23 protein-coding genes and 1 pseudogene are annotated in these 25,774 nt (G+C 60.8%); 7 read left to right on the top strand and 17 right to left on the bottom strand.

Annotation, left to right across the window (positions count from 1 at the left end; genetic code table 11):
• The first annotated feature begins 88 nt into the window (after positions 1–88).
• The 3 genes from V8Z78_RS09730 to V8Z78_RS09720 all read left to right on the top strand — a co-directional run bounded on the left by V8Z78_RS09730 (position 89) and on the right by V8Z78_RS09720 (position 2,822).
• Positions 89–919 carry a thymidylate synthase gene (locus V8Z78_RS09730; RefSeq protein WP_349731290.1) on the top strand — a complete coding sequence of 277 codons (831 nt, stop codon included), beginning with the start codon at positions 89–91 and terminating at the stop codon, positions 917–919.
• 123 nt (positions 920–1,042) lie between these two features.
• Entirely contained in the window at positions 1,043–1,546 is a 504-nt protein-coding gene (locus V8Z78_RS09725) for a dihydrofolate reductase (RefSeq protein WP_034359311.1), read from the top strand.
• Between the two features lie 193 nt (positions 1,547–1,739).
• Entirely contained in the window at positions 1,740–2,822 is a 1,083-nt protein-coding gene (locus V8Z78_RS09720; RefSeq protein WP_003063763.1) for a metallophosphoesterase, read from the top strand.
• A 95-nt stretch (positions 2,823–2,917) separates the two neighbouring features.
• Here V8Z78_RS09720 and V8Z78_RS09715 read toward each other — a convergent pair whose 3' ends face one another.
• Both V8Z78_RS09715 and V8Z78_RS09710 read right to left on the bottom strand, forming a co-directional pair.
• Positions 2,918–3,124, bottom strand: a complete 207-nt coding sequence (locus V8Z78_RS09715) for a DUF333 domain-containing protein (protein WP_046460354.1) — start codon at positions 3,122–3,124, stop codon at positions 2,918–2,920.
• Between the two features lie 419 nt (positions 3,125–3,543).
• Positions 3,544–4,530, bottom strand: a complete 987-nt coding sequence (locus V8Z78_RS09710) for a LysR family transcriptional regulator (RefSeq protein ID WP_349731289.1) — start codon at positions 4,528–4,530, stop codon at positions 3,544–3,546.
• Between the two features lie 107 nt (positions 4,531–4,637).
• Between V8Z78_RS09710 and V8Z78_RS09705 the strand changes: the two genes are divergently transcribed.
• From V8Z78_RS09705 to xth, 4 genes and pseudogenes are all read left to right on the top strand, one after another.
• Positions 4,638–5,543, top strand: a complete 906-nt coding sequence (locus tag V8Z78_RS09705) for a Bug family tripartite tricarboxylate transporter substrate binding protein (protein WP_080554119.1) — start codon at positions 4,638–4,640, stop codon at positions 5,541–5,543.
• 10 nt (positions 5,544–5,553) lie between these two features.
• Positions 5,554–7,155, top strand: a complete 1,602-nt coding sequence (locus V8Z78_RS09700) for a sulfatase family protein (RefSeq protein WP_003063768.1) — start codon at positions 5,554–5,556, stop codon at positions 7,153–7,155.
• Positions 7,156–7,197: 42 nt separating this feature from the next.
• Positions 7,198–8,293, top strand: a pseudogene (locus V8Z78_RS09695) (porin).
• Positions 8,294–8,700: 407 nt separating this feature from the next.
• Positions 8,701–9,477, top strand: a complete 777-nt coding sequence (gene xth, locus V8Z78_RS09690; protein ID WP_046460358.1) for an exodeoxyribonuclease III — start codon at positions 8,701–8,703, stop codon at positions 9,475–9,477.
• A gap of 13 nt (positions 9,478–9,490) precedes the next feature.
• Here the strand turns inward: xth and V8Z78_RS09685 are convergent, their stop codons facing one another.
• The 15 genes from V8Z78_RS09685 to hflK all read right to left on the bottom strand — a co-directional run bounded on the left by V8Z78_RS09685 (position 9,491) and on the right by hflK (position 25,733).
• Entirely contained in the window at positions 9,491–10,258 is a 768-nt protein-coding gene (locus tag V8Z78_RS09685; protein ID WP_223305606.1) for a hypothetical protein, read from the bottom strand.
• A 200-nt stretch (positions 10,259–10,458) separates the two neighbouring features.
• Entirely contained in the window at positions 10,459–12,009 is a 1,551-nt protein-coding gene (ntrC, locus tag V8Z78_RS09680) for a nitrogen regulation protein NR(I) (RefSeq protein ID WP_349731288.1), read from the bottom strand.
• A 46-nt stretch (positions 12,010–12,055) separates the two neighbouring features.
• A complete protein-coding gene (gene glnL, locus V8Z78_RS09675; protein WP_003063778.1) occupies positions 12,056–13,165 on the bottom strand; it encodes a nitrogen regulation protein NR(II) in 1,110 nt (369 codons plus the stop codon).
• A 36-nt stretch (positions 13,166–13,201) separates the two neighbouring features.
• Positions 13,202–13,714, bottom strand: a complete 513-nt coding sequence (locus V8Z78_RS09670) for a hypothetical protein (protein ID WP_179626579.1) — start codon at positions 13,712–13,714, stop codon at positions 13,202–13,204.
• A 180-nt stretch (positions 13,715–13,894) separates the two neighbouring features.
• Positions 13,895–15,310 (bottom strand): type I glutamate--ammonia ligase, encoded by a 1,416-nt coding sequence (glnA, locus tag V8Z78_RS09665; protein WP_003063782.1) that lies wholly within the window; start codon positions 15,308–15,310, stop codon positions 13,895–13,897.
• A gap of 322 nt (positions 15,311–15,632) precedes the next feature.
• Positions 15,633–16,520: an EI24 domain-containing protein gene (locus tag V8Z78_RS09660; RefSeq protein WP_003063784.1), complete on the bottom strand. Its 888-nt coding sequence runs from the start codon at positions 16,518–16,520 to the stop codon at positions 15,633–15,635.
• 14 nt (positions 16,521–16,534) lie between these two features.
• A complete protein-coding gene (locus V8Z78_RS09655) occupies positions 16,535–17,515 on the bottom strand; it encodes a sterol desaturase family protein (protein WP_012839165.1) in 981 nt (326 codons plus the stop codon).
• 21 nt (positions 17,516–17,536) lie between these two features.
• A complete protein-coding gene (locus tag V8Z78_RS09650; protein ID WP_080944375.1) occupies positions 17,537–18,364 on the bottom strand; it encodes a polysaccharide deacetylase family protein in 828 nt (275 codons plus the stop codon).
• Between the two features lie 72 nt (positions 18,365–18,436).
• Positions 18,437–19,603, bottom strand: coding sequence for a YncE family protein (locus V8Z78_RS09645; protein WP_003063790.1), 1,167 nt, complete (start codon positions 19,601–19,603; stop codon positions 18,437–18,439).
• Between the two features lie 279 nt (positions 19,604–19,882).
• On the bottom strand, positions 19,883–20,407 hold the full coding sequence (locus V8Z78_RS09640) for a phosphoribosyltransferase (protein WP_003063794.1): 525 nt from the start codon (positions 20,405–20,407) through the stop codon (positions 19,883–19,885).
• A 40-nt stretch (positions 20,408–20,447) separates the two neighbouring features.
• Positions 20,448–21,824 (bottom strand): adenylosuccinate synthase, encoded by a 1,377-nt coding sequence (locus V8Z78_RS09635; protein WP_003063796.1) that lies wholly within the window; start codon positions 21,822–21,824, stop codon positions 20,448–20,450.
• Between the two features lie 37 nt (positions 21,825–21,861).
• Positions 21,862–23,010, bottom strand: a complete 1,149-nt coding sequence (locus tag V8Z78_RS09630; RefSeq protein WP_003063798.1) for an ATP phosphoribosyltransferase regulatory subunit — start codon at positions 23,008–23,010, stop codon at positions 21,862–21,864.
• A gap of 93 nt (positions 23,011–23,103) precedes the next feature.
• Positions 23,104–23,292 carry a DUF2065 family protein gene (locus tag V8Z78_RS09625; RefSeq protein ID WP_046460363.1) on the bottom strand — a complete coding sequence of 63 codons (189 nt, stop codon included), beginning with the start codon at positions 23,290–23,292 and terminating at the stop codon, positions 23,104–23,106.
• Positions 23,293–23,439: 147 nt separating this feature from the next.
• Complete coding sequence (gene hflC / locus V8Z78_RS09620; protein ID WP_003063801.1) at positions 23,440–24,330, bottom strand: protease modulator HflC; 891 nt, start codon at positions 24,328–24,330, stop codon at positions 23,440–23,442.
• 11 nt (positions 24,331–24,341) lie between these two features.
• Complete coding sequence (gene hflK / locus V8Z78_RS09615) at positions 24,342–25,733, bottom strand: FtsH protease activity modulator HflK (RefSeq protein ID WP_003063802.1); 1,392 nt, start codon at positions 25,731–25,733, stop codon at positions 24,342–24,344.
• Positions 25,734–25,774: the final 41 nt, after the last annotated feature.

Genomic DNA, 25,774 nt, shown 5'->3' with positions numbered 1-25,774 from the left:
CGGGGCCCACCCTCTTCAAGAGCTGCGGCACCTTGTGTACGCTGCCAGCACAGCCAGTCTTTGCCAGTCTTTGACCGCTTTTTGCACCATGAACTCCAGCACCTGCACCCTGCGCCCCGTGCGCTGCCAGTACGAAACCTTTATGCGCCATGTGTACGAGCACGGCGCGTCCAAGACCGACCGCACGGGCACGGGCACGCGCAGCGTTTTCGGCTATCAGATGCGCTTCAACCTCAATGAAGGCTTCCCCCTGGTCACCACCAAGAAGGTGCACCTGAAATCCATCATTCTGGAGCTGCTGTGGTTTCTGCGCGGCGACAGCAATGTGAAGTGGCTGCAGGAACGCGGCTGCACCATCTGGGACGAGTGGGCCGACAAGCAAACCGGCGACCTGGGCCCGGTGTATGGCGTGCAATGGCGCAGCTGGCCCAAGGCCGACGGCACGCATGTCGACCAGATTGCCGAAGTCGTCAAGCAGCTCAAGAGCAATCCCGACAGCCGCCGCATCATCGTCAGCGCCTGGAACGTGGCCGAGCTGGACCAGATGGCGCTCATGCCCTGCCACTCCTTCTTCCAGTTCTATGTGGCCGACGGCAAGCTCAGTTGCCAGCTCTACCAGCGCAGCGCCGACATCTTCCTGGGCGTGCCCTTCAACATCGCCAGCTATGCGCTGCTGACCCATATGCTGGCCCAGCAATGCGGCCTGGAAGTGGGCGACTTCATCTGGACCGGCGGCGATTGCCATATCTACAACAACCACTTCGAGCAGGTGCAGACCCAGCTGTCGCGCCAGCCCTTCGCCTATCCGACGCTGAACATCAAGCGCAAGCCCGTATCTATCTTCGACTACGAGTACGAAGACTTCGAAGTGCTGGACTATCAGCACCATGCCGGCATCAAGGCGCCTGTGGCGGTCTGAGCAGCACTCCTGCGGATCACTGTAAAAATCAAAGCTGCTTGCGCTTGCCATCCTGCGATTTCAAATACTTTCATATCTGAAGTCCATGAATAGCAAGCGCCAGCAGCTTCTTTATTGATAGCTATGGCCATTCAACTCATTTACGCCCGCGCAGCCAACGGCGTCATCGGCAAGGACAACACCATGCCCTGGCATCTGCCCGAAGACATGGCGCATTTCAAGGAACTGACCCGGGGCTGCGCCGTCATCATGGGCCGCAAGACCTGGGACTCGCTGCCGCCGCGCTTTCGTCCCCTGCCGGGCCGCAGCAATATCGTCGTCACCCGCCAGGCCGACTGGCAAGCCGAACCGGCGTCCGATCAGGTCCTGCGCGCCGCCAGCCTGCCAGAAGCGCTGGAACTGGGCCACAAGCTCTCGCAAGACGTCTGGGTCATCGGCGGCGCGCAGATCTATGCCCAGGCTCTGCCGCTGGCCGATGCCGTGGAAGTGACCGAAATCGGCCGCGACTTCGAAGGCGATGCCTTTGCCCCCGAACTGGGCGAGCAGTGGCAAGCCGTGAGCCGCAGCGAGCATGTCTCCGCCAATGGCCTTCCCTACTGCTTTGTGCGCTTCGAGCGCCGGGGCTGACCCTTGTCTCGTGCCGTGCGGGATCGTATCGGCACGGGGCGGCCAGCAGTCCGGCAAGAGACAAAACTCTCTTGCCTTAGCGGTGTTGCGTTGCAACAATTGTCAGCTTCATTGCATGACTGCCGTATGACAATGGCAAGGCAGCCTGCTGCAGCCTGAGCCCTCAAAACCCGCAAGCCTATCGCCCTTCATCATGAGCCTAGTCCAGCCCCTGCCTCCTGGCGCCCTCGATATCGTTGGCGATATCCACGGCGAATACGCCGCGCTGGTGCAATTGCTGGGCCATCTGGGCTACGACCTGCAGGGCAATCACCCCGAAGGACGGCGACTGGTGTTTGTCGGCGACTTCTGCGACCGCGGACCGGACAGCCCTTCCGTGCTCGCGCTGGTCGGCGCCATGCTGGCCTCGGGCACGGCCCATGCGGTGCTGGGCAACCACGAAATCAATCTGCTGCGCGAAGATGCCAAGGATGGCTCGGGCTGGTTCTTCGACAGCCGCATCGACTCCGACCAGCCCAAGTACGCGCCTTTTGCACGCATGCCGGCCGAGCAGACTCCCGCCATGCTCGAGCGGCTCGGCCAATTGCCGATCGCACTGGAGCGTGAGGATCTGCGCATTGTTCACGCCGCCTGGAGGCCCGAACAGATCGCCATGATTCGCCAGCTGCCCAGCGGCAGCGCACGCGCCGCCTACGACCACTTCGAGACAATTGCCGAAGAGCAGTCCGTTGCCCAGTGCGTGGCCGAACGCATGCGCCAGGAAGAACTGAGCTGGCCCTACAGCCTGGAAGACTATCGCCACGAGCCCCCCTTTTTGCAAGCGCACAGCGAAAACGAACTCAACAAGGCCATGGTCAATCCTTTGAAGGTGCTGACGGCCGGCGTGGAGCGCGAATGTCGCAACCCCTTTTACGCAGGCGGCAAATGGCGTTTTGTCGAACGCGTGGGCTGGTGGAATGAATATGAAGAAGCGCCCGCCGTCATCGTCGGCCACTACTGGCGCCGCCTGCGCCCGGCCGACGCACCGGCGCATGGCTCGCAGTTTGAAAACCTGTTTGGCGGCACGCCCCCGCTGTCATGGCACGGCCTGCGCGGCAATGTGTTCTGCGTGGACTATTCGGTGGGTGCCCGCTGGCTAGACCGCCTGCGCGGCGACAACCCCGTGCAGCGCAGCAAGCTTGCCGCCATGCGCTGGCCCGAGCGCGTACTGGTCTTTGACGACGGCACACAGGCCATATCGGAAAATTTCGAGCACTCCGTGGTGCTGCGCGATTGAAGCCATCTTCCACGCCTGCCAGCCCTCGCGGCATCAAGACAGCTCTGGCCTGAGCAGCGTCCTGCCACTGCCTGAAGCCAGGTCTGGGCCTCGACCTATTTCGCGGACGGCTGCCGCGCGTGCTGCACCCACTCCTCAAAAGCAGAGCCGTCAGGCAGCACGCAGGTATTTCGATCAGCATCCGCCCCCTTCTCGGTGCGCAGCACGCCGCCTTGCTTTTTGCAGTTGGCTTCCGAGGGGTTGCCAAAATTGACCGAGACCGACTGCGCGCAGCCACCGGCTGCCGCCACGACGATCATCATCCCTGCCAGGCTTGAAGCATGTTTCATGGGCTCAATGTAGCAAAGACCTGCACACCCGCTTGTGAGCAATTTGCTTTTCGAAGGCATCAAGAAAGACCATGTCCCTCCAGAAAGTCCAGCCTCTCGAAGCCCTGAATGGGATCGCTGCAGACAACCTTGTCTGCACCAGATCTTGATCTGCTGCCAGCCCACAGGCTGAACCAGATTTGGATCGTCAAAGCCCCCGTGGACAGCTGGCAGGCTCGCCTGTCGGGTGGTTGGAGAGGTGTCCAACTCGCGTGAGTTTCGCAGCGAGGAAACATGCCCGAACTCACCATTTGCGTGCACAGCATTGATGCGCCAGGTGCCTATTCTGGTGTACTCCCACTCCTGCATCTGCAGCCCTCGCTATCGACCAGGGCCCTTCTATCCTTAGTCTTTTAGCTGTGAAAGAACTGCTTGAGCCTTTCATAGAGGAAATCATTGAGCAACTTGATGCGCCGGGGGGTGTGTTCGCGCTGGGGAATGAAAACATGCACGTCCAGACGAGGGCCGCTGTAGCCGAGGGGGAGCTCTACCAGCGCTCCGCTGGCTATGAGAGGTCGCGCAAAGTAATCTGTCAGTTGGCCGATGCCTGCCCCCTGCAGCACGAGCTGCCGCTGTACGGCAGGGTCCTGCGTGATGAAGGAGAACGGCGGCTCCAGCATCGTCTGCCGGCGGGCCGATTGAAAGGTCCAGGGCCAGATGCGGTTGGTGCGTGGGTGCCTCAGGCCGATGCAGCAGTGCTGCAGCAGTTCCTGCGGGCTCTTGGGTGTCCCCTTGGCGGCCAGATAAGCAGGCGCGGCGCAGAGCATGTGAGTGAAGCGCCCGACTCTGCGCGCGACCAGCGATACGTTGAGCAGTGGTCCGCCGATCACACCGATGTCCATGCCCAGGTCCACCGTGTCGGGCCAGGGGTTCTGTGTCACGAGTTCGATGCGGATATCGGGATAGCTTTCATTGAACTGTGCCAGCAGTGGCGCCACCAGCAATTGCCCGAGACTCAGGCTTGAGGCCACCTTGATCGAGCCGGTGATGCCGCTTGCGCGGTCGCGCAATTCGCGCTCGCCCTGGTCGATCGACTGAAGACCGACGCGGCAACGCTCATAGAACACACGACCGTCTTCCGTCAATGCCATGCGGCGCGTGGAGCGGTGGAACAGGCGCACGCCCAACCACGATTCGAGCTGTGATATTTGCAGACTCACAGCCTGTGGCGTCAGGTGCAGCGATTGCGCGGCACGGCTGAAATTCTCTGCCTCAGCCACGTTCATGAATGTGGTGATGAGTCTAAGCCTGTCCATGGATTTACAAATTCTGCTTGAAGCTGTTTCAATCTTGCACCCACTGTGACAGCACGCGAGCGCTAAGTAAAGTTCGGCAAACATTCAAAATCGCCGGAGACACACAGATGCCCCACCTGCTTGGACAACTATTACTCCCCCTTTGCCTCGGCCTCGGCGGGGCAGCTTGGGGCGCGGCCGCGCAAACCGGCATGCCCACACATCCGGACAGGCCCATTACCTTGGTCGTCTCGTTCCCGCCAGGAGGGGCTCCCGACCAGATAGCACGCCTGTTGGCGCCCCAGCTTCAAGCGCGCTGGAAGAATCCCGTCATCGTGGTGAACAGGGCGGGAGCGTCGGGCAACCTGGGCAACGACTCCGTAGCCCGCGCCGAGGCCGACGGCCACACCCTGCTGGTGACACCGAATACCTTCACCATGGTCCCTCACGTGCTGCCGGCGGGCGGGCAGCATGCCGATGTCGTCAAGGACTACACTCCGATCGCTCTGCTCTCATCAGCCTCCATGCTGATGCTCGCCAACCCCAGACTCGGTGCAAAAACGGCGGGCGATGTGGCCCGGATGGCGAAGACACAGCCCGACCTGGGCTACGCCACCTCGGGCAATGGGTCTCCCATGCATATCGTGGGCGAGCTGTTCAACAAGGTAGCTCGCGTGCAATTGCGCCATGTGCCCTACAAAGGCACGACACCGGCGATCAACGACGTGCTGGGCAGCCACGTGATGCTGACCTTCCTCGGCATGCCTGTTGCCAAGCCCCTGATCGATGCGGGGCGCCTGGTACCGCTGGCCGTGGCAGACAAGGCCCGCAGCTCTTTTCTGCCCAGCTTGCCAACCATGCAGGAACAAGGCTTTGCAGGGGTGGAGGTCGACATTTCCTTCGGCGTCTATGGCCCCCGCAACATGGACCCCGCGCTGGCTGACGACATCAACAAGACCTTGCGCGAGATTCTGGCCAAACCCGAGGTCGCAGCCCAGTTCAAAAACCTGTACCAGAGCGTGGAAAACCAGTCACGCAGCGCTTTCGCCGAAAAGACCCGCGCCGACTACAAGCGCTACGGCAAGCTTGTGAAAGAACTTGGCATCACTGCCGACTGAAAGCCGGCCCATGACGAACAAGACTCCCAACGTGCTGCTGATCGTCACCGACCAGCAGCGTGCCGACCACCTGGGCTGCGCGGGCAACGCGCTGCTGCAGACACCAAACATTGACCGCCTGGCCCGCACCGGCGTACGCGCCAGTAACTTTCACGCTGCCAGCACCACCTGCATGTCCAATCGCGCCACGCTGATGACCGGACGGCTGCCGTCGCTGCATGGCGTGGTGCACAACGGCATCAGCCTCTCGCGCGATCACACTACCTTTGTGGAACTGCTGCGTGCAGGAGGCTATGCCACGGCACTCATAGGCAAGTCTCACCTGCAGTCTTTTGGCTATGACGGCCCGGCTCGCCGTCGCTGGAGCCATGCTGACCAAGGTGTCGCGCCGCCGCTCGAGCTACTGGACGCACGAAAGCGCCAGCGTGACGGCGACGGGTATTTGAACGAATGGACGCCCGATTGGCGCAGTGGCAAGCGCATGGCGGTGACCACCCCTTACTACGGCTTCGAACATGTGGAGCTGGCTACGTTCCACGGCGACCAGGTCGACGGTGACTATGCCCGCTGGCTGGCCCAACGCCACCCCGCACCCGACAGTCTGCGCGGCCGCGCCAACGCCCTGCCTTCGCCAGGCTACAGCGCGCCGCAGGCATGGCGCACGGCCATGCCCGAGGCACTGTACCCCTCGGCCTGGGTGGGGGAGCGCGGCTGCGATTGGCTCAGAAAGCATGTGCAGGGTTCACCCGGCAAGCCGTTCTTTCTCAACCTGTCCTTTCCCGATCCGCACCATCCGTTCACCCCTCCGGGACGGTTCTGGGATATGTACCAGCCTGAGGACATGCCATTGCCACCCAGCTTCGGCAAGCCCGGCAACTCTCAACTGCTGGTCGACGTTCATCGCTACACCAGAGAGGGAGGCTCCCGCGAGGGTTACGGCGCCTACGCCGTAACCAGCCGTGAATGCCAGGAAACGCTGGCCCTGACCTACGGCATGGTGAGCATGATCGACGAGCAGGTCGGGCAGTTACTCCATACTCTTCAGGAGTTGGGCATAGAGGACGACACCGTCATCATCTTCACCAGCGACCACGGCGACATGATGGGCGACCACGGCATCGTGCTCAAGGGTGCCATGCATTTCAGTGGGCTCACGCGCGTACCCTTCATCTGGAAGGACCCATGCAGCCGGGCCGCTCCTCCAGTCCTGGATCTGCCATCCGGAACCATCGACATTGCCAAGACCGTGCTGGCGCGCTGCGGGCTCGCCCCCTACAACGGGATTCAGGGACTCAATCTGCTGCCCTGGCTGGACGGGCAGTCGCAAACAGTCCCATCGCGCCCTGGTGTCATTGTCGAAAGCGAGCCCGTGGTGCTGCCGCACGGAAGAACGCACCGCTACCGCCTTCGCAGCCTCGTCAACGAAGAATGGCGCCTGACCTTGAGCAACTTGCCCGAGCTGTGCGAGCTCTACGACCTGCACGCCGATCCGCTCGAGCAACACAACCTGTGGCATGAGCGCGCTGCCGAGCGCGGACAGTTGTGTATGCAGCTGCTGATGGAGCTCAGCGAACAGGCTGATTGCTCGCCACTGCCGACGGCTATCGCCTGAGGTGCATGCGAACGTTGGACCGCAATGCTGGAGGAGACCCCGATGAACAAGCAATTTTTCTGTGCCGCTGCATTCCTGTGGGTGGGAGGCACCTGTCATGCCCAAGCAAGCATCACAATCTATGGGCTGCTCGACACCGCTGTCGAGCACATCAACCATGTGGGTGCCACTGGTTCTGGGCTCACGCGCATCCCCAGCAATGCGGGCAACATTCCATCCAGGCTGGGATTTCGTGGCCGTGAAGATTTGGGGGGAGGAATAAGTGCCCAGTTCGTTCTCGAAATGGGCATCGCACCTGATTCGGGCGTCTTGAACCAAGGTGGGCGCGGGTTTGGGCGACAGTCGTTTGTTGGCCTGAACGGCCCCTGGGGTCAGGTTGGCCTTGGCCGGCAGTACACGATGCTGTTTTGGTCGATGCATGACGCCGATGTCATCGGGCCGGGTATGCACAGCATTGCGAACTTCGACAGCTATTTTCCGAATGCACGCGCCGACAACGCCATCTCCTACAAGGGCACATTCTCAGGACTGACCGTTGGCATGACCTACAGCTTTGGGCGCGATACGGTCAATGCTGGCCCTAGCCCCGCCGGCACAAATTGTGCCGGCGAGAGTGGCACCGACAGGAATGCTTGCCGCGAATGGTCGATGTTGCTCAAGTACGACTCCGCCAGTTGGGGGACTGCGCTGGCTCATGACGTGCTCAAGGGGGGGCTCAGGTGCATTTGGTGGTCTAAGCCAAAGCAGCATGAGCGACAAGCGCACCATGCTCAACGGTTATGTGAAATTCAACGGAATCAAGATTGGAGCGGGATTTCTGCGCCGCGACAACGATGGCTACAAGGTCTCCCCCCGCAGCGACCTGTGGTTCGTCGGCCTTTCATATCCCGCAGGAGCATGGACTTTCGACACCCAGTACTACCGGCTCCAGTACAAGTCCAATAGCGACAAAGGCCAGTTCATGGTGCTGCGTGGCATCTACCACTTCTCCAAACGATCCGCCGCCTACGCGTCACTGGGACACATGAAGAACAGCGGCAATGCCACATTCAGCGCTAGCAGCGGCCAGGCTGGCAGCCTGCCGGTCGCCGGAATCAACCAGACAGGCTTCGGCGTCGGTATCCGTCATATGTTTTAGCCAATGGCACTCGCCCAAATACGAGCCTGACGGAGATGCCGAACCAGCCTTGTTGCTGTGACATGGCGCAATCACCTCTCTGGAGCAAGCCGTCAAGGCCCTGGAGCGTGTGCGTAGCCTGATCGCACTCTGGCTGTTACACCGGCACGGCACGTGCGTGTGCATGTGATGCCACATGTGCGACGGCTCAAAGGCATGTTCATCACTCATAGGCTTGCGACTGCAACTTGGCCGCCTTATTCCAAAACGCGCTCGCTCAGCGGGAACTATGTGGCTGATACGATAGAAGGAGCTGAAAGCACGACCATCTTTTGAACACCTTTTTTAGGTAGCTAGCTGGGTAGCTAGAGCTAGGAACCTGAAAATCAGATACGCAACCCATTGAAATCAAGTGGGCTTATATGACAATGAAAATTGCCACCTGGAATGTGAACTCCTTGTCCGTACGACTGCCGCAGGTGCTGGACTGGCTTGCCGCCAACCCCGTCGATGCACTGGGACTGCAGGAGCTCAAGCTCACCGACGACAAGTTCCCGCACATGGCGTTCGAGGAAGCTGGCTACAAGGCAGTCAGCCACGGCCAGAAGACCTATAACGGCGTGGCCTGGATCACGCGCGACACGGGGCGCGATGTGGTGCGCAACATTCCCGGGCTTGACGACGAACAGGCCCGCATCATTGCCACGACCATAGACTCGCCGAACGGCGAAATTCGTCTGATCAACGGCTACTTCGTCAATGGCCAGGAACCTGGCTCGGAAAAATTTGCCTACAAGATGCGCTGGCTGCAGGCGTTGCAAGACTGGGTCAAGGAGCAGATGGCCTTGCATTCGCGCCTGGTGCTGGTGGGGGACTTCAACGTGGCTCCCGAAGATCGCGACTCCTACGACCCCGTCGGCCTCAAGGACACGATCCACCACACGGTGGAGGAACGCGACCATTTCCAGCGCCTGCTGCAGCTGGGCTTGAGCGATGCCTTCCGCATGTTCGAGCAGCCGGAAAAAAGCTACTCCTGGTGGGATTACCGCATGCTGGGCTTTCAGAAGAATCGCGGCCTGCGCATCGACCATATTCTGGTCAGCGAGGCTCTCAAGAGCAAGGTCAGCGCCTGCAGCGTGGACCGCGCTCCACGCAAGAACAAACAGCCCAGCGACCACGCCCCCGTGGTTGTCACACTGGACTGAGGCGGGACGCGGATCAGGCGGCGCCATGGCTCAACCACTGCAAGGCCTGCAGCTGGCCACGCAACAGCATCACATGGCGTTTGAGCAGCTTGGCGACTTTGACCGGCAAATCCAGCTGAACAGTGTGCTCCGTGCGCTCCAGCCAGGTCTGCAAGCGCCGCAGCACATCCAGCCAGGTTTCGGCCGCCGTCTCCCCCAAGTAGTCAAGCCAGGTCTTGCGCACTCGCTCCAGCAGACCGCCCTCATCCAAGGCCATGGATAGCGGGGCGACCGGAACACCATCAAGCAGCTCCTCCAGTTCGGAAACCAGCTTGTGCGAATCCTGCGAGAAGCGGCGCAGGGCATCGACAGCCATGCTGGAGTCCGCAGTCGTCAAGAACAGTCTGGAGCTTTGCGCAAAACGCCGTCCTGCCTGTAATGCCAGAGCAAGACTGTTCTTCGCCATCTGGCCCAGTACAGCCTCCGCGCAAGGCTTGGACAGGGGTGGAACAATCGCACGGCGCCAGGCTGCCTTGACGGCAGCTCTGACCTGAGACCAGTCCAGCAGACTGCCCCCGCAATGCCGCGACCAATGCTGGCGCAACTCGGCCTCCAGGGATTCGAAACTCCTGCTCCTCCCCGAAGCCGTCTGCCGAGCCCGATATCTGCCGGCCTGCCAGCCCAGCAGATAGGCGGGGTAATACTGATCAAAGCTACGCCCCGGGACAAAGTAAGGCTCGCACATATAGCGCTCGTGCCAGAAGGCCTCCTCGGCCTCCGGCATCTGCAGCAATGGCGACAAGGCGTTCGCATCCCGCGGGAAAGACTCCGGTGCAGGCGGGAAAGAGATGGGTAAAGGCAAGGCAGACAACGCAAACAGTCCAATCAACAAGAGGCCTGTTGATTTTTATCCCTGCGCCATCTGCCTCATGTCGTCAACCGTGATTGCACCATGTAGGACGGATAAAACCCACCGCGAAAGCGAGTGACCACTGCACTGCTTCAGTCGAAATTCTCGTTTTCCAGCCCCAGCTCCTGCAGCTTCCGGGTGATGGTGTTGCGGCCAATCCCCAGCCGGCTGGCAGCCTCGACTCTGCGACCATGCGTGGCTGCCAGGGCCGTTCGCAGCAACTGAGCCTCGAACTGATGGGACAGCTGATCCCATACATCGTGGTGGCCTTGCGACAAAAGCTCCTCGGCCTGCTTACCCAACCCTTCCAGCCAGCCATCGGTCAATGCCGGAACTTCGGCCAAAGGCGTCGCCGCAGTGCCTGGCACGGACATGGCTGCCGCCTCAGGCAAGATTGCCTTGGACTGATCCAGGCCCACACCACTGCTCAATGCGCTGGCAAAGACTGCTGTACTCACCGGTGCAGAGCTGCCCAGCACTTCGGGCGGCAAGTCCTTGAGTGCAATCTGCTGGGCCGGAGCCATGACGGTCAACCAGTGGCAGATGTTTTCCAGCTGGCGCACATTGCCCGGGAAGTTGAAGGCCTGCAGGCGGCTCATGGCGGCCGTGCTCATGCGTTTGGGCTCAACCCCCAGCTGACGCGCGCTTTGCTGCAGGAAATGCTGGGTCAGCATGGGCACGTCTTCCTTGCGCTCGCGCAATGCAGGCAGGCGCAGACGGATCACATTCAGGCGATGGAACAAGTCCTCGCGGAAAGCTCCGTCCTTGACGCGCAGCTCCAGATCCTGGTGCGTCGCCGCAATCACACGCACATGGGCCTTGACGGCCTGATGTCCGCCAACCCGGTAGAAATGACCGTCGGAGAGCACCCGCAGCAGACGCGTCTGCAGCTCGAACGGCATGTCTCCGATTTCATCGAGAAACAGGGTACCGCCTTCGGCCTGCTCGAAACGCCCCCTGCGCTGGGTCTGCGCGCCGGTAAAGGCGCCGCGCTCGTGGCCGAACAGCTCGGACTCCAGCAGATCTTTCGGAATGGCTGCGGTATTGATGGCCACAAACGGTCCGCCGGCAACCGGAGAATGCTTGTGCAGCGCCCGTGCCACCAGCTCCTTGCCGGCACCGGACTCCCCGGTGATCAGCACCGTGACATGACTCTGACTCAGTCTGCCGATGGCGCGAAACACGTCCTGCATGGCAGGTGCCTGACCCAGCATTTCCGCCTGCACCGGAGCCTGCACATCGGCCACCTCCTCGCGCTGGCTTTCCTCGACGGCGCGCCGGATCAACTCCACGGCCTTGGGCACGTCGAAGGGCTTGGGCAGATACTCGAAGGCCCCACGCTGGAACGCCGAGACGGCACTGTCCAGATCGGAATAGGCCGTCATGATGATCATGGGCAGTCCGGGCTGCTGCGCCCTGACCTGCTCCAGCAGCTCAAGGCCCGAGCCGCCGGGCATGCGTATATCGCTGACCAGCACCTGTGGAGCCTGACGCTCGGGATCGCTGTTGTCCACATCAGCCAGGGCCTTGAGCACATCACGCGGCTGGGTAAAGCTGCGAATGGGCCAGCCTTCACGCCCTAATGCCTTTTCAAGCACAAAGCGGATGGAAGGGTCGTCGTCCACAATCCAGATTGGCTTCATTCGTGCAACATCCTTCCCTTCTTCTGCATATTGATAATGTCAGGCTTTATGGCAGCGGTATCAGGATTCGGAAATCCGTCCTCCCCGGCTGGCTCTCGCACTCGATCAGGCCATGGTGACGCTGCACAAAGGTCTGAGCCAGCGTCAGCCCCAGGCCGGATCCGCCGTCTCTGCCGGAGACCAAAGGATAGAAAATCCGCTCCTTGATGGCATCTGGCACGCCTGACCCGTTGTCGATTACATGCAATTCCAGTGCCAATCTGTAGCGCTCGCGCCCCAGAGTGACCTGTCTGGCCACACGCGTCTTCAGAATGATCTCGGCATCGCCCTCTGCAATGCGCCGCCCCAGCGCCTGTGCCGCGTTCTGAACGATATTGAGCAGAGCCTGTATCAGCTGTGCGCTGTCGCCTCTGAACTCGGGAATGGAAATGTCATAGTCGCGCGTGATCTTGAGCCCCTGAGGATGCTCGACCAGCACCAGTGAACGCACGCGCTCGCAGACCTCGTGGATGTTGACGTCGCCCACCTCATGCGGGTGGCGATGCGGAGCCAGCAATCTGTCCACCAGCGCCTGCAGGCGATCGGCCTCGTGAATGATGACCGTGGTGTATTCCAACAACTCGGGCGTGACCAGATCCATCTGCAGCAACTGGGCCGCGCCGCGAATGCCGCCCAGCGGATTCTTGATCTCGTGCGCCAGATTGCGGATCAGTTCCTTGTTCGCCAGCGCCTGCTCTCGGATGCGCTCCTCGCGATCCTGACGGGCCTGCTGCTCCAGCGGCCACATCTCCACCATGACATGACCGGCCTTCTCGGCCAGCGAAACCGCTGCGTGAATCGGCAAGGGCTCCTGCCCCAGGCGCAGCAGGCTGGCCTCGAAGCGCAGCGCAGCAAAGTCGTTGGAACGGGCGCCGCTGAGCGCCTTGTCCAGCAAGGCCGGCTCGGCAAAGCAGGTGGCGAAGTCACTGCCCACCATGATGCGGCGCGACTGGCCCAGGGCGTTTTCCAGCGCCGCGTTGACGAAGCGCACCATGCCGTACTCGTCAAGCACGGCAATCAGGGTGCAAAGCCAGTCCAGCGACTGGTAGCCGTGAGCATTGGCCTGATCCGGATCAGGCCTGGAGATATCGGGGAGCGGGGCTGCAGTGGAACTCATTCGATAGACCAAAAATGACCAGCCCCAGGGGCCGGATTAATTGACCGCAGGCAGCCGGTCCAGCTCTCGCCTGATGCCTGCGATATCACTTTCCTGGCGTGTGATATCGGCCTTGAGCTTGGCCACCCGCTCCGGGTAGCCCTGAGGATTGCGCAACTCCAGCGCCGTGCGCACGGGGTTGCCATCGTTGTACTCTGCCTTCAGCTCGGACAGTCTGGCCTGGGCCTTGTTCAGCTCGCCTTGCAGGATGGCTCGTGCATCGGAGTCACGCGCTTTCTGCGCGGCACTGTCGCTGCGAGCCGGGGCCGGCGCGCTCGATGCAGAGCTACTTGCCAGCTTGGGCTTGGCCGCAGCCGCAGCGGCATTGCCACCCGAGGGCCTGGTGCCGTGAATCACCGTCACGCCACTGCCATCGACCGGCTTGCACCCTTTGGCCTTGGCCTGCGAAACATTGTTGGTGTACTCATTGCCGCAGCGGTAGATCACATCCTGGGCAGAAACCAGCCCGGATGCAAGACACAGCAACGACAACACATAAAACTTCTTCATTCGGTCCTCTCAGGCAGACGGCGGCCGCAAGTCCGCAATACCCTGAGTATCGCTCCAAGCCCGCGGCTTTTATTGACTACTTGACCGCCACCAACCCGTTTGGTTCCTTTGCTGCCATGCCCGCCGCAGCGGGCGCTCAATAAAAAAGGCGGCTTGCGCCGCCTTTTTTTGACCTCTGCTTTACAGCGAGAAGTACATATCGTATTCGACAGGGTGCACCGACTGGCGATAGCGAGTCACTTCGCCCATCTTCAGCTCGATGTAGGCATCCAGCATGCTGTCGGAGAACACACCGCCCTTGGTCAGGAACGCACGATCGGCGTCCAGGGCTTCCAGAGCCTGATCCAGGCTGTGGCAGACGGTAGGCACCAGCTTGTCTTCCTCGGGAGGCAGGTGGTAGAGATCCTTGGTCGCGGCTTCGCCGGGATGGATCTTGTTTTCCACGCCGTCCAGGCCGGCCATCAGCAGAGCTGCGAAACCCAGGTAGGGGTTCATCAGAGGATCGGGGAAGCGGGCTTCCACGCGACGAGCCTTTGGATTGCTGACGTAAGGAATACGGATGGAGGCCGAGCGATTCTTGGCCGAGTAGGCCAGCTTCACGGGCGCTTCGAAGCCGGGAACCAGACGCTTGTAGCTGTTGGTGCCGGGGTTGGTGATGGCGTTCAGCGCACGAGCATGCTTGATGATGCCGCCGATGTAGTACAGGGCGAAGTCGGACAGGCCGGCATAGCCGTCGCCGGCAAACAGGTTCTTGCCATCCTTCCACACGGACTGGTGCACGTGCATGCCGGAGCCGTTATCGCCAGCGTAGGGCTTGGGCATGAAGGTTGCCGTCTTGCCGTAGGTGTTGGCCACGTTCCAGATGATGTACTTCTGCAGCTGTGTCCAGTCGGCACGCTCGACCAGGGTCGAGAAGCGTGTGCCGATTTCGTTCTGACCGGCGCCGGCCACTTCATGGTGGAACACTTCGACAGGGATGCCGACCGCTTCCAGCAGCAGCGACATCTCTGCACGCATGTCCTGAGTGCTGTCGACAGGAGGAACGGGGAAGTAGCCACCCTTGACGCGAGGACGGTGACCACGGTTACCGGTTTCGAACTTGGTGCCGGTGTTCCAGGGAGCCTCGTATTCTTCGATTTCGAAGAAGGGGTTGTGAGGCTCTGTCCCCCAGCGCACGCCGTCGAAGATGAAGAATTCGGGTTCGGGACCGAAGTAAGCGGTATCGCCCAGGCCGGAAGCCTTCAGATAGGCTTCGGCACGCTTGGCGATGGAGCGGGGATCGCGGTCGTAGGCCTTGCCATCACCGGGTTCGATCACATCGCACTGCAGAATCAGTGTGGTTTCTTCGAAGAAGGGATCGATATTGGCAGTGTTGGGATCGGGAACCAGCTGCATGTCCGAGGCTTCGATACCCTTCCAGCCGGCAACGGAAGAACCGTCGAAAGCATGGCCCGAGGCGAACTTGTCCTCGTCGAAGTGCGACACGGGCACGGTCACGTGCTGTTCCTTGCCGCGGGTATCGGTAAAGCGCAGGTCCACGAACTTGACCTCGTTATCCTGCACCATCTGCATCACGTCTGCAACGGTCTTCGCCATTAGATCTCTCCTGCCAACTTTGGCTGATCAAATAAAGAATGAATAGTATCTAGCAGTTTGCGTGCCAACTCGAACTCGGCGCCTCACAACAACATCTGCGCACCGAAACCGAGCCTTGGTGTAAAGATATTCGGCACAAGACATAGGCACTTACCAGAGCTGCATCTGCAAACTGCACCAAACAGACGCGCATTGTCTCACTGCCAGAGCACGCCTCACAATTGCACCATCTTGGTGAACATCATTGCACCAAAATGGTGCAATTTAGAAATAGGATTGTTTTTGGTGCATGACACCTGATTCGCCCTGCTGCAGACGCTTCTCAGCGAGCCACCGAAGCTGCACCATCCGAATCATCTGCACCAGGTGCAAACGGGACCTGCGGGTCGGCAGCACTTGGCATGGTCTGCGCCCTCATTTGCTCCAGCGCCGCCAGGCAGAAGTGAGCAAACCACAGTGCAGAGAAGGCAAACACCAGCGCATAAATCCAGATCGCAATCGGAACCAGAATCCAGAAAGCGGCCAGGAACAGCAGCCCGGAAATCCAGACCACACCAGGTGCTGCGCCCAGATAGCCGCAGATCACACCCATCAGAATGAGCGACATGCGGTGACGGGCAAACAAGGCCCGGCGCTCGTCCTTGCTGGCATGCTCGGACAAGGCGTCAAATGCCATGACCCTGTAGGTGAGCCATCCCCATATCAAAGGCGCCACTACCAGCATCAGCGGCGGGAACACCCATAGCGGCAGAGTGACAAACAAGGCCAGCAGCGCAATCAACGTGGAGCCGCCTGACCAGACCAGGCTGGCTACGGTGGAACCACCATGCTTTTTCTCGAGCCCGACAAAGCGTTTCTCGGCCACCAGCTGCGTCAGCACAGGCGCCATGAACAGGCCCACCAGCAGCAAAACCAGCACCACGAGTACCGGCATTGCGCCCAACACAACAAAAATGGAAGCCACCACCTCCGAGGCATACCCAAGGCCCAGCCCCTGCAGCCATAGCCATAAGGAATGCAGCCAGCCCACCCCGTCCAGCAGACTTTGCACCTTGAGGACCGCATCGGCCCAGAAGAAGTAACCCAGAAGCCAGGCCATCAAGGCCATGGCCAGCAGCGGCAAGAGTGACCAGACAATGACCCGCTTATGCAGGCAATACGCCATGGCACGCCAAAAAGAGTCGAGTAGCAAGCTCATGCTGGCAAGCATACTCAAGGATTGACTTATGCGCGACCCATCAATCGCAGGACAGCCAGCCACTGCTGCGCCCAGAAGCCACGGCCATAGTCGCGCAATTGACCTTTTGCATTCGCTTGCACCTGATCGCGAATACCCGTGGGGTCATAGCGCAGATCAAAGTTGGCCGTGCCAAACAATATGTCCCACCAAGGCAGCAATACGCCGAAATTGTTGCCATGCACCTTCTTGTTGCGCACGGGCGCCATGGGTTCGTGGCCGATACCGATGGCGTGGTGGCGGCGGTGAAAGCGTGGACTGATCCACAGGCGCTCGCCCAGCTGGCCAAACCAGATGCGCACGTTGGCATGCTGAAAGCTCTCGCTGAGCTGGGTCAGGGCCACGATGGCCACGAACTGCCCCGGAGCCACGCCAATCAGCTGTGCCACCAGCACGATGATGGCGTCATGGATCACGTCGTCTAGCAGGTGATTGCGGTTGTCGCTCCACACCGTCATCTGGCGCTGCGAGTGGTGCACGGCATGCAGCTTCCACCACCAGGTAAAACCGTGCTGGCCTCGATGAATCCAGTACTCGACCAAATCGAAGACGACCAGATACATCAACAGGCTGACCCAGGCATTGTCCGTCACGCCCGGCCAAAGGTCGTCAAGGTGAAAGCCCGGCAAGCCCCAGACATGAAGCTGGCCCATGAGCGAATTCCACAGCGGCTCCGTCGTGAAGAACAAGGCCAGCCTGAACAGTCCCAACCGATGAATCAGCGTATAGAGGATGTCCACACGAATCGCCTGACGGTCCACCACGGGCTCGACCGGCCTCCAGCGCTGCAGCGGCACGATCACCGCGACCATGACCGCTATCTGCAGCAAGCCCACCAGCAGCCAGCCTGTGGCCGTGTAGCCATCTTCGAGCAGGTTCGCCATGCCGAAATGGAACAGAAACGGCTGAACCACGCCTTCAAACAAGCGTTGCTGTGCCTCTCCAAACATCTGAACCAACCAATCCACAACTCACTCCTCTTGCAGCACTCAGCGGTGCTGCGCAATCCAGCCCTGGTACGCCGGATGCTCGGCCAGCGTACGAAAGCAAAAACCCTTATCCAGCAGACCGACGATCAGAGGCTCCAGCACCGCCGGGGCCCAGGGATCCTGGCGCGACCAGATGCCGAGGTGGGCCAGCAAGATATCGCCGCCGCCTATGTTTTTGAGTGCCTGGGCCAGCAAGCGTTCATTCGGATATTTGTCGCTGGGCAGCTCGTCGCCCAGAAAGCCTGCCGGCGCCCAGCCCACATGCTGAAAGCCACCCTGCTGCGCTGCGGCAATCAGCGCGGGCGATGTCTTGCCGCCCGGCGCACGATACAGCGGCAAGGTCTTGCGACCCGTGATCTGCGCCAGCCTCTGAGCGGAGCGGGCAATCTCCTGGCGGTATTCATCGGCAGATACCACAAAGCTCTGACCGGCTCTGGGCCCGGCCGAGGGCTTGACCTTGAAGTGCGTGACCTGACCCGAGGCCTTGTCGCGGATATCGGCCAGCCAGTACATATGGTCGAAGGTATGGGATGCGAGCTGGTGACCTTCATCGGCACGCGCCTTCCACCAGGGCGCCCAGAAGTCGCCCAGACTGCTGCTCCCCTCCTTCGTGGCCTCATTGGCCGCAAAGAATGTGACGGGAACCTTGTGCTTTTGCAGCACCTGGGCGACAAGCTGGGCTATGCCCATATGCCCGGTGTCGAAGGTCAGGTAGACCGCCTTGGAGCAAACGCCTGAAGCCATCTTCTTTGCAGCTTCGGCAGCAAAGGCTGGAACGGCAGACAGGCCGCCGACCAGCGAGCCGAGCATGAAACAACGTCTTTGCATCCACCCTCCTTGAGGTGGTCAACACGGAGACCAAGCCATCCCTGCCGTTTCGATGCAGCAGGGACAAGCACCTTAGCGCGCGGCGTGGGACAGCGTCCAGACACCGTGAGGCGACTTGCCCACATTGACCTGATTGACCACCTTCTTCTCCACCGTGTCGATCACCGACAGCTTGCGCGCCCAGCGCGAGGCCACGAAGATGTAGCGGCCGTCGGCCGAGACATCCATGCAGTCGGGGCCGCCAGGCGCCGGGTAATTGGCAACGACCTGGCTGCTGACCATATCGATCTTGCTGATGGTATTAGCCACGCGATTGCTCACGTACAGATGGCGGTCATCGCCAGCAGCGCGGAAGGCATGGGCGCCGGCTGCCGTCTTGATCTGACCCAGGCTGCGTGGTTCGGGACCGGTGATGTCGAAGACTTCGACACCATCGCCGCCCGTCAGGCCGACAAACAGCTTTTTGCCATCAGGGCTGCCATAGACGTCCGCAGGCATGGGGCCGGTGGGCACTCGGGCCTTGATGGTCTGGGTGGCGATATCGATGGCCACCAGGGCGTCGCTGTCCTGCATGGTGGAGTACAGCGTCTTGCTCTGCGCGTCGATGAACAAATGGCTGGGCGTCTTGCCGGTGGAGACGCGCTTGACCAGGGTCGGCGTCTGCGTGGCCGCATCCCAGCGGTAAAAATCGATGTGGTTGAGGCGGTTGGCTGCCGTGACGAACCACTTCATATCCGGCGAAAAGCGCAGGTGGTATGGGTCCACGATATCGCGGATCACGCGCTGCACGGCACCCGTGCGCGGATCCACCAGAGTCAGCGAATCGCCCAGCGCATTGGCCACCACCAGCGACTTCTCGTCTGGCGTCAGATACAGGTGATGAGGCTCCTTGCCCGTGGGAATGCGCGACTGCTCCTTCCAGGTCTGCGGATCGATCACGCTGATGGATGCATCCAGGGAATTGAGCACAAAGATGGGCGTTGGGCCTTGGACTGCACGCGCAGCCTGTGCGGGCTTGACAGCGGCGGGCGACACAGGTGCACCGGTTGCAACTGCCGCCGCGGGCGCGACCACAGGAGCGGCAGCGACCGCCGGAGCGGCTGCCTTGGCAGACTTGAAACCGGGCAAGGCCGAAGCCCCCAACCATGCCGCGGCGCCCACGCCCACGACCAATGCCACAGCAGCGCCAGTGCGCCCAATAGAAAGACGTCCCACAACCACCACCTTCTCAGAATCCATGCAGTGTAGCTGCGCCAATGCAGCCGCTGCCAACACAAGCCTTCTGGTTTACAAAGCTTGTTGAAATGCCGCGCCAAGCTTGCCCGATCGGCGCAGGCCGCATCATGACAACAATTCAAAACAGGAGCAGCTAGCTCCTGCTTTTATTACGGTACAGCTTTAAAAAAGCTTGAAACCGTTGGAATAAAGGCACATGACGCTCATCTATTGATGAACATCATTGCTCTATAAAAAAAGGAGCCCCAAAAGGGCTCCTTTGCCAACGTCGGTGACGGGTCCTCAGACCTTCCACTTCTCCGCCAGCTTTTCGGGATTCAGCGTGTCATAGCCTTCAAAAGGCTGGTGAATCCAGGGGTTGGTGGCCAGGAAGTCCACCGAGTAATCAGGCTCGAAGGTCGACACGCCCTTGGTCCAGATCACGGCGCTGCGCAGCTCCGTAATAGGTGCGTAGTTGGTCTTGAGCATGGCGATCACGGCCTTGAGCGTGGCGCCCGAGTCCGCCAGATCGTCCACCAGCAGCACGCGGCCGGAAATATCGCCCTTGGGCGTGGCGATGAAGCGGCCGATGTCCAGGTGGCCCTGCACCGTGCCGGCTTCGGCGCGGTAGGAGCTGGTGGACATGATGGCCAGGGGCTTGTCGAAAATGCGGCTCAGGATGTCGCCGGGACGCAGACCACCGCGTGCCAGGCACAGGATGGTGTCGAATTCCCAGCCGGACTGGTGGATCTTGATGGCGAGCTTTTCGATGAGACCGTGGTACTCGTCGTAGCTCACATACAGGTGCTTACCGTCTTCTGTCAGCATGGGCACAGTTCCTTTGAAAGTTCAGTAAAACCCGGCCCGATCAGGCGGCGCTGTACGGGTTGTGCATCAGGATGGTGTGGTCGCGGTCGGGGCTGGTGGACACCATGGCAATGGGCACACCGGTCACTTCGGCGATACGGTCCAGATAGCGGCGAGCGTTCACGGGCAGCTTGTCGTACTCGGTCACACCCACGGTGGAGTCTGTCCAGCCAGGGATGGATTCGTAGATGGGCTTGCAGCGCTCGATATCGTCCGCGCCCAGAGGCAGCAGGTCGATCTTCTCGCCGTCCAGCTCGTAGCCCACGCACAGTTGCAGCTCTTCGATGCCGTCCAGCACGTCCAGCTTGGTGATGCACAGACCGGACAGACCGTTGATCTGGGCCGAGCGCTTGAGCAGCGCAGCATCGAACCAGCCGCAGCGGCGCGAACGACCGGTGGTCACGCCCTTCTCAGCGCCCACGGTGGACATGACCCAGCCGGGAGTGCCTTCCTTTTCCCATTCCAGCTCGGTGGGGAAGGGACCGCCGCCCACGCGGGTGCAGTAAGCCTTGGTGATGCCCAGGATGTAGTGCAGCAGACCTGGGCCCACGCCAGCGCCTGCGGCGGCATTGCCGGCCACGCAGTTGGACGATGTGACATAGGGGTAGGTGCCGTGATCCACGTCCAGCAGCGTGCCTTGCGCGCCTTCGAACAGCAGGTTGCCGCCTTCGGCGTGAACGGCATTGAGCTCGCGCGAAACATCGGCAATCATGGGCTTGATCAGCTCGGCATGACGCATGGCTTCTTCGTACACGGCGTCGAACTGAACTTCGCCGTCCTTCATGTAGGGAGCCAGGCCGGCGCCGAAGTCGAAGTTCTTGGAACCCAGCACGTTCACCAGAATGTGGTTGTGCAGGCTCAGCAGCTCGCGCAGCTTGGTGGCGAAGCGCTCGGGGTGCTTCAGGTCCTGCACACGCAGGGCACGGCGGGCGATCTTGTCTTCGTAGGAGGGGCCGATGCCCTTGCCGGTGGTACCGATCTTCTGCACGCCACCCTTTTCACGGGCCGCTTCACGGGCCACGTCCAGAGCCTGGTGGAAAGGCAGGATCAGCGGGCAGGCTTCGGACACGCGCAGACGCTCACGCACTTGCACGCCGGCCTTTTCCAGACCTTCGATTTCTTCAAACAGCTTGCCCACGGAGAGCACCACACCGTTGCCGATGTAGCACTTCACGCCGGGACGCATGATGCCGCTGGGAATCAGGTGCAGAGCCGTCTTCACGCCGTTGATGACCAGTGTGTGACCGGCGTTGTGACCGCCCTGGAAACGCACGACGCCGTTGGCGCTTTCGGTCAGCCAGTCAACCAGCTTGCCCTTGCCCTCATCACCCCACTGGGTGCCGACGACGACCACATTGCGACCTTTGGATGTATTCATATTCCAATCCGATAAATCGAAGAATTAGTCAAATGCCTTAAATGGCTTGCACGACCCATTGCCCGCCGACATTGGCAAGCTCACGGTCGCAGTGGAACTCATCCACTTCGCTTTCATGCCCTGGCAGCACGCAGACCACCGTCTCGCCCTGCTGGCGCAATGCGGCAATGGCGGCAGCCACTTGCGCGTCATCACCCCAGGGGGCGCGAATGGCAGCCTTGAGCGGACGCTCGGGCACGACAGCCACCAGTTGTTTGATATCGAGACTGAAGCCGGCAGCGGGACGGTTGCGCCCGAACACTGCACCGACTTCGTCGTAACGGCCACCGCGCACCAGGGCATCGCTGCCGCCGGGCACATAGATCGCAAAGCGCGTGCCGCTGTAGTAGGAGTAGCCACGCAGATCGGCCAGGTCGAAGCTGACCTTGACGCCATCCAGATGCTGCACCAGCCAGCGCAAATGCGACAGCACATTGCGCACGCCGGCAGTGCGCTCCAGCAGCTTTTCAGCTTGATCAAGCACTTCCATGCCGCCGTACAACTGCAGCAACGCCATCAGGCCTTCACGCGAGGCTTCGGGGAAATCGCGGGTCAGCTGAGCCAGCTCGGTTGCATCCTTGGAGGCCAGGGCCGCATGCACGCCGCGCAGCACCTGCTCGTCCACCATCACGCCAGCCAGCAGGCTGCGCACGATGCGCACATCGGCCAGATCCACGATGACGTCCTTGACGCCCGCTCCCTTGAGGCAGTCGAGAGCCAGATGCAGGGCTTCGAGGTCGGCTTCCAGGCCTTCATGGCCGTAGATTTCAGCACCGAACTGGAACGGCTCACGCGTGGCACGCGGACGATCGGGGCGCGCATGAACGACAGGACCGCAGTAGCACAGACGGGTTACGCCCTTGCGATTGAGCAAATGTGCATCAATGCGTGCCACCTGCTGCGTCATGTCTGCACGCAGGCCCATGGTGCGACCGGAGAGCTGGTCAATCAGTTTGGAGGTTTGAAGGGCAAGAGCTTCGCCTGTACCCGTCAGCAAGGACTCCAGATACTCCAGCATGGGTGGCATGACAAGCTCATAGCCATAGCTGCGCGCAGTATCGAGCAATCCTCGACGCAATTCTTCGATGTGCCGTGCCTCGGAGGGCAAAACATCGGCAATGTGATCCGGCAGGACCCAAGCAGACATGGAGAAATGGGGAGGCTGTTAAAAATGCGATTCTACCGGCTTTGCCAGCCCTGCCCAATTTGACCGCTAAGGCCTAGCCAGTATCGGCAGTATTTAAAGCAGCACCAGCATGATGGCGCCTGCTGCGATACAGAGCAATCCGCAAAAGCGCAGCTGCCCATCCCTGAGTTGCAGCAACTGGGAAAACAGCTGGCGCCACAGCCTGGGCGCGAACAGGGGCAGCAGCCCCTCCAGCACCAGCAGCATGGCGATCGCCAGTCCCAGGATCTCCCACCAACCCATTGCCATCCCCCCAATAGACAATGGCCCTCAAGGGGCCATTGCTTGTATCGTTGTCAAGGCTTTCCGAACTTGCGCAAACAAGGATGCACAACAGGCATTTCTATCGGCAAAACACCATGCCTGATCCGAATTTGCGCAAGCCTAGGCCTATTTGCCAGCGGAGCCGCCACTGCGATAAGCCTTGAAGAAGTCGCTTTGCGAAGGATCTAGCACCAGTACATCGCTCTTCTTGGAGAAGCTCTCCTTGTAAGCATCCAGACTGCGATAGAACTGCGCAAACTGAGGATCCTTGCCAAAGGCTTCTGCATAGACCCGTGCCGCTTCAGCATCGCCCTCACCCTTGATCTTCTGTGCATCGCGGTAGGCATTGGCAATGGTGATGTCACGTTGACGGTCGGCCTCGGCGCGAATCTTTTCACCCTCAGCCGCGCCCGTGGAGCGCAGCTCGTTGGCCACGCGCTTGCGTTCGGCCTCCATACGGCGATAGACGGACTCGGTGATGGTCTCGGCATAGTCCACGCGAGTGATGCGCACATCGACGATGTCGACACCCCAGGGCTTGGAGCCGCGCACGGTTTCCAGCACTTCACGCTTGACGTCGGCCATCAGCGTTTCACGCTTGGAAGACAGCAGCTCACGCACGGTACGGCGGTTGATCTCTTCCTGAAAGGCATTGCGCACCACACGGTTGAGCTGCATGGCACCGGCAGACTCATCCAGACCCACGTTACGGATGTATTCCGAAGGCTCGGAGATACGCCAGCGCACATACCAGTCGATGACCACGCGCTGCTTTTCAGCCGTGAGCATGGGCTCGGTATCGGTGCTGTCGAGCGTCAGCAGACGCTTGTCGATGTAACGCACGTTCTGCAGCGGTGGCGGCAGCTTGAAGTTAAGCCCGGGCTCGGTGATCACTTCCTTGATCTGACCCAGCGCATAGACCACACCGAACTGACGCTGATCCACGACAAACAGGGTCGAGCTCAGCAAGGCCAGCACCACGAGAATGCTGGTGACAAAAAATCCGATTCGATTCACTGCATTCTCTCCTAGCGTGCGTCACGGTCACGGCTGCGCGCATCGCGGCTGCGGGCATCACCGGCGGGATTGGGTACTACACGTACGTTGGCTGGAGCCGAAGCTGCGCCGCCGGCAGCTGCATCACCCGACGCAGCGGGAGCGGCGGCGCTGCCACCCACGTTCTGCATGATCTTGTCCAGAGGCAGATACAGCAGATTGGAGCCCTGGCGCGACTCCACCAGAACCTTGGTCACGTTGGTGTAGACCTGCTGCATCGCATCGATGTAAAGACGGTCACGCGTGACCTGAGGGGCCTTCTGGTACTCGGAATACAGCGAACTGAAGCGTCCGGCATCACCCTGAGCCTGGGCCACGATCTTGGACTTGTAGGCAGCAGCCTCCTCACCCAGACGCGCCGCTGCACCCGCAGCACGGGGCACCACATCGTTGGCATAAGCCTGGGCCTCATTCTTGGCACGCTCACGCTCCTGACCAGCCTTGAGCACATCGTCAAACGAGGCCTGCACCTGCTCGGGCGGCCGCACGCCGCCTTGCTGCATATTGATGCCCACCACCTCAACGCCCACCTTGTAGCGATCCAGAATGGACTGCATCAGATCGCGTACTCGCGGCGCGATCTGGTCACGCTCCTCAGCCAGAGCCGCGTCCATCTTCATCTTGCCGACGACTTCGCGCACGGCGGACTCTGCCACCTGGATCACGGCCTCGGAAGGACTGCGGCTTTCGAACAGCCAGGCTCGCGCATCGCTCAGACGATACTGCACGGCAAACTTGATCTCGACGATGTTCTCGTCCTCGGTCAGCATTGCCGATTCACGCAGCCCCGTGCTGCGCACGATGTTGTCGCTCCCCACCTCCGCAGAGCGGATCTGCGAAACATAGACCAGCTCATGCTTTTGAACGGGATAAGGCAGGCGCCAGTTGAAGCCCGCTCCCACGGTGCTCTTGTACTTGCCAAACTGCGTGATGACGGCCTGCTGGCCTTCCTGCACGATGAAAAAGCCCGTACCCAGCCAGATCAGCACGGCCACGCCGGCAATCAGGAAAATTCCTTTGCCGGGGTTGAAAGGCTCGCCAGGCTGACCGCCGCTGCGGCTGGGTGGCACACCACGGCCGTTGCCGGAGCCACCACCGAACAGACCGGAAAGCTTGCGATTGAGATCACGCCACACCTCCTCCAGATCAGGCGGCTGGCCTTGCTGAGGAGAGGAAGGACGGGGTCGCTGCTCGGGTGCGGGCGGCATCGGAGGACGCTCCCCTTCGGGTGCCGAGCTGTCCGGCTTGGAGCCATCTTCGTTATTGTTGTCGCCACGACCCCAGCGCGGATCGTTCAAATTGAACATCCCGCGAATGCGTTGCGGCAGCACCGCCAGGCGATGGACGCGTTGTGAAAAATTCATGCGAGACGTCTCTGTGTTTTCAAAAAGACATGGACCATGGC

Source organism: Comamonas sp. wu1-DMT, from assembly GCF_040187805.1.
GTDB classification, from domain to species: Bacteria; Pseudomonadota; Gammaproteobacteria; order Burkholderiales; family Burkholderiaceae_C; genus Comamonas; species Comamonas thiooxydans.
This window is presented reverse-complemented; position numbering and strand designations above follow the sequence as displayed.

Bases quoted from the DNA above. Each gene is read 5' to 3' on its own strand.
- V8Z78_RS09730 (WP_349731290.1), top strand. From the start codon at position 89: ATGAACTCCAGCACCTGCACCCTGCGCCCCGTGCGCTGCCAGTACGAA.
- V8Z78_RS09725 (WP_034359311.1), top strand. From the start codon at position 1,043: ATGGCCATTCAACTCATTTACGCCCGCGCAGCCAACGGCGTCATCGGC.
- V8Z78_RS09720 (WP_003063763.1), top strand. From the start codon at position 1,740: ATGAGCCTAGTCCAGCCCCTGCCTCCTGGCGCCCTCGATATCGTTGGC.
- V8Z78_RS09715 (WP_046460354.1), bottom strand. From the start codon at position 3,124: ATGATGATCGTCGTGGCGGCAGCCGGTGGCTGCGCGCAGTCGGTCTCG.
- V8Z78_RS09710 (WP_349731289.1), bottom strand. From the start codon at position 4,530: ATGTTTGCCGAACTTTACTTAGCGCTCGCGTGCTGTCACAGTGGGTGC.
- V8Z78_RS09705 (WP_080554119.1), top strand. From the start codon at position 4,638: ATGCCCACACATCCGGACAGGCCCATTACCTTGGTCGTCTCGTTCCCG.
- V8Z78_RS09700 (WP_003063768.1), top strand. From the start codon at position 5,554: ATGACGAACAAGACTCCCAACGTGCTGCTGATCGTCACCGACCAGCAG.
- xth (WP_046460358.1), top strand. From the start codon at position 8,701: ATGAAAATTGCCACCTGGAATGTGAACTCCTTGTCCGTACGACTGCCG.
- ntrC (WP_349731288.1), bottom strand. From the start codon at position 12,009: ATGAAGCCAATCTGGATTGTGGACGACGACCCTTCCATCCGCTTTGTG.
- glnL (WP_003063778.1), bottom strand. From the start codon at position 13,165: ATGAGTTCCACTGCAGCCCCGCTCCCCGATATCTCCAGGCCTGATCCG.
- V8Z78_RS09670 (WP_179626579.1), bottom strand. From the start codon at position 13,714: ATGAAGAAGTTTTATGTGTTGTCGTTGCTGTGTCTTGCATCCGGGCTG.
- glnA (WP_003063782.1), bottom strand. From the start codon at position 15,310: ATGGCGAAGACCGTTGCAGACGTGATGCAGATGGTGCAGGATAACGAG.
- V8Z78_RS09660 (WP_003063784.1), bottom strand. From the start codon at position 16,520: ATGCTTGCCAGCATGAGCTTGCTACTCGACTCTTTTTGGCGTGCCATG.
- V8Z78_RS09650 (WP_080944375.1), bottom strand. From the start codon at position 18,364: ATGCAAAGACGTTGTTTCATGCTCGGCTCGCTGGTCGGCGGCCTGTCT.
- V8Z78_RS09645 (WP_003063790.1), bottom strand. From the start codon at position 19,603: ATGGATTCTGAGAAGGTGGTGGTTGTGGGACGTCTTTCTATTGGGCGC.
- V8Z78_RS09640 (WP_003063794.1), bottom strand. From the start codon at position 20,407: ATGCTGACAGAAGACGGTAAGCACCTGTATGTGAGCTACGACGAGTAC.
- V8Z78_RS09635 (WP_003063796.1), bottom strand. From the start codon at position 21,824: ATGAATACATCCAAAGGTCGCAATGTGGTCGTCGTCGGCACCCAGTGG.
- V8Z78_RS09630 (WP_003063798.1), bottom strand. From the start codon at position 23,010: ATGTCTGCTTGGGTCCTGCCGGATCACATTGCCGATGTTTTGCCCTCC.
- V8Z78_RS09625 (WP_046460363.1), bottom strand. From the start codon at position 23,292: ATGGGTTGGTGGGAGATCCTGGGACTGGCGATCGCCATGCTGCTGGTG.
- hflK (WP_003063802.1), bottom strand. From the start codon at position 25,733: ATGAATTTTTCACAACGCGTCCATCGCCTGGCGGTGCTGCCGCAACGC.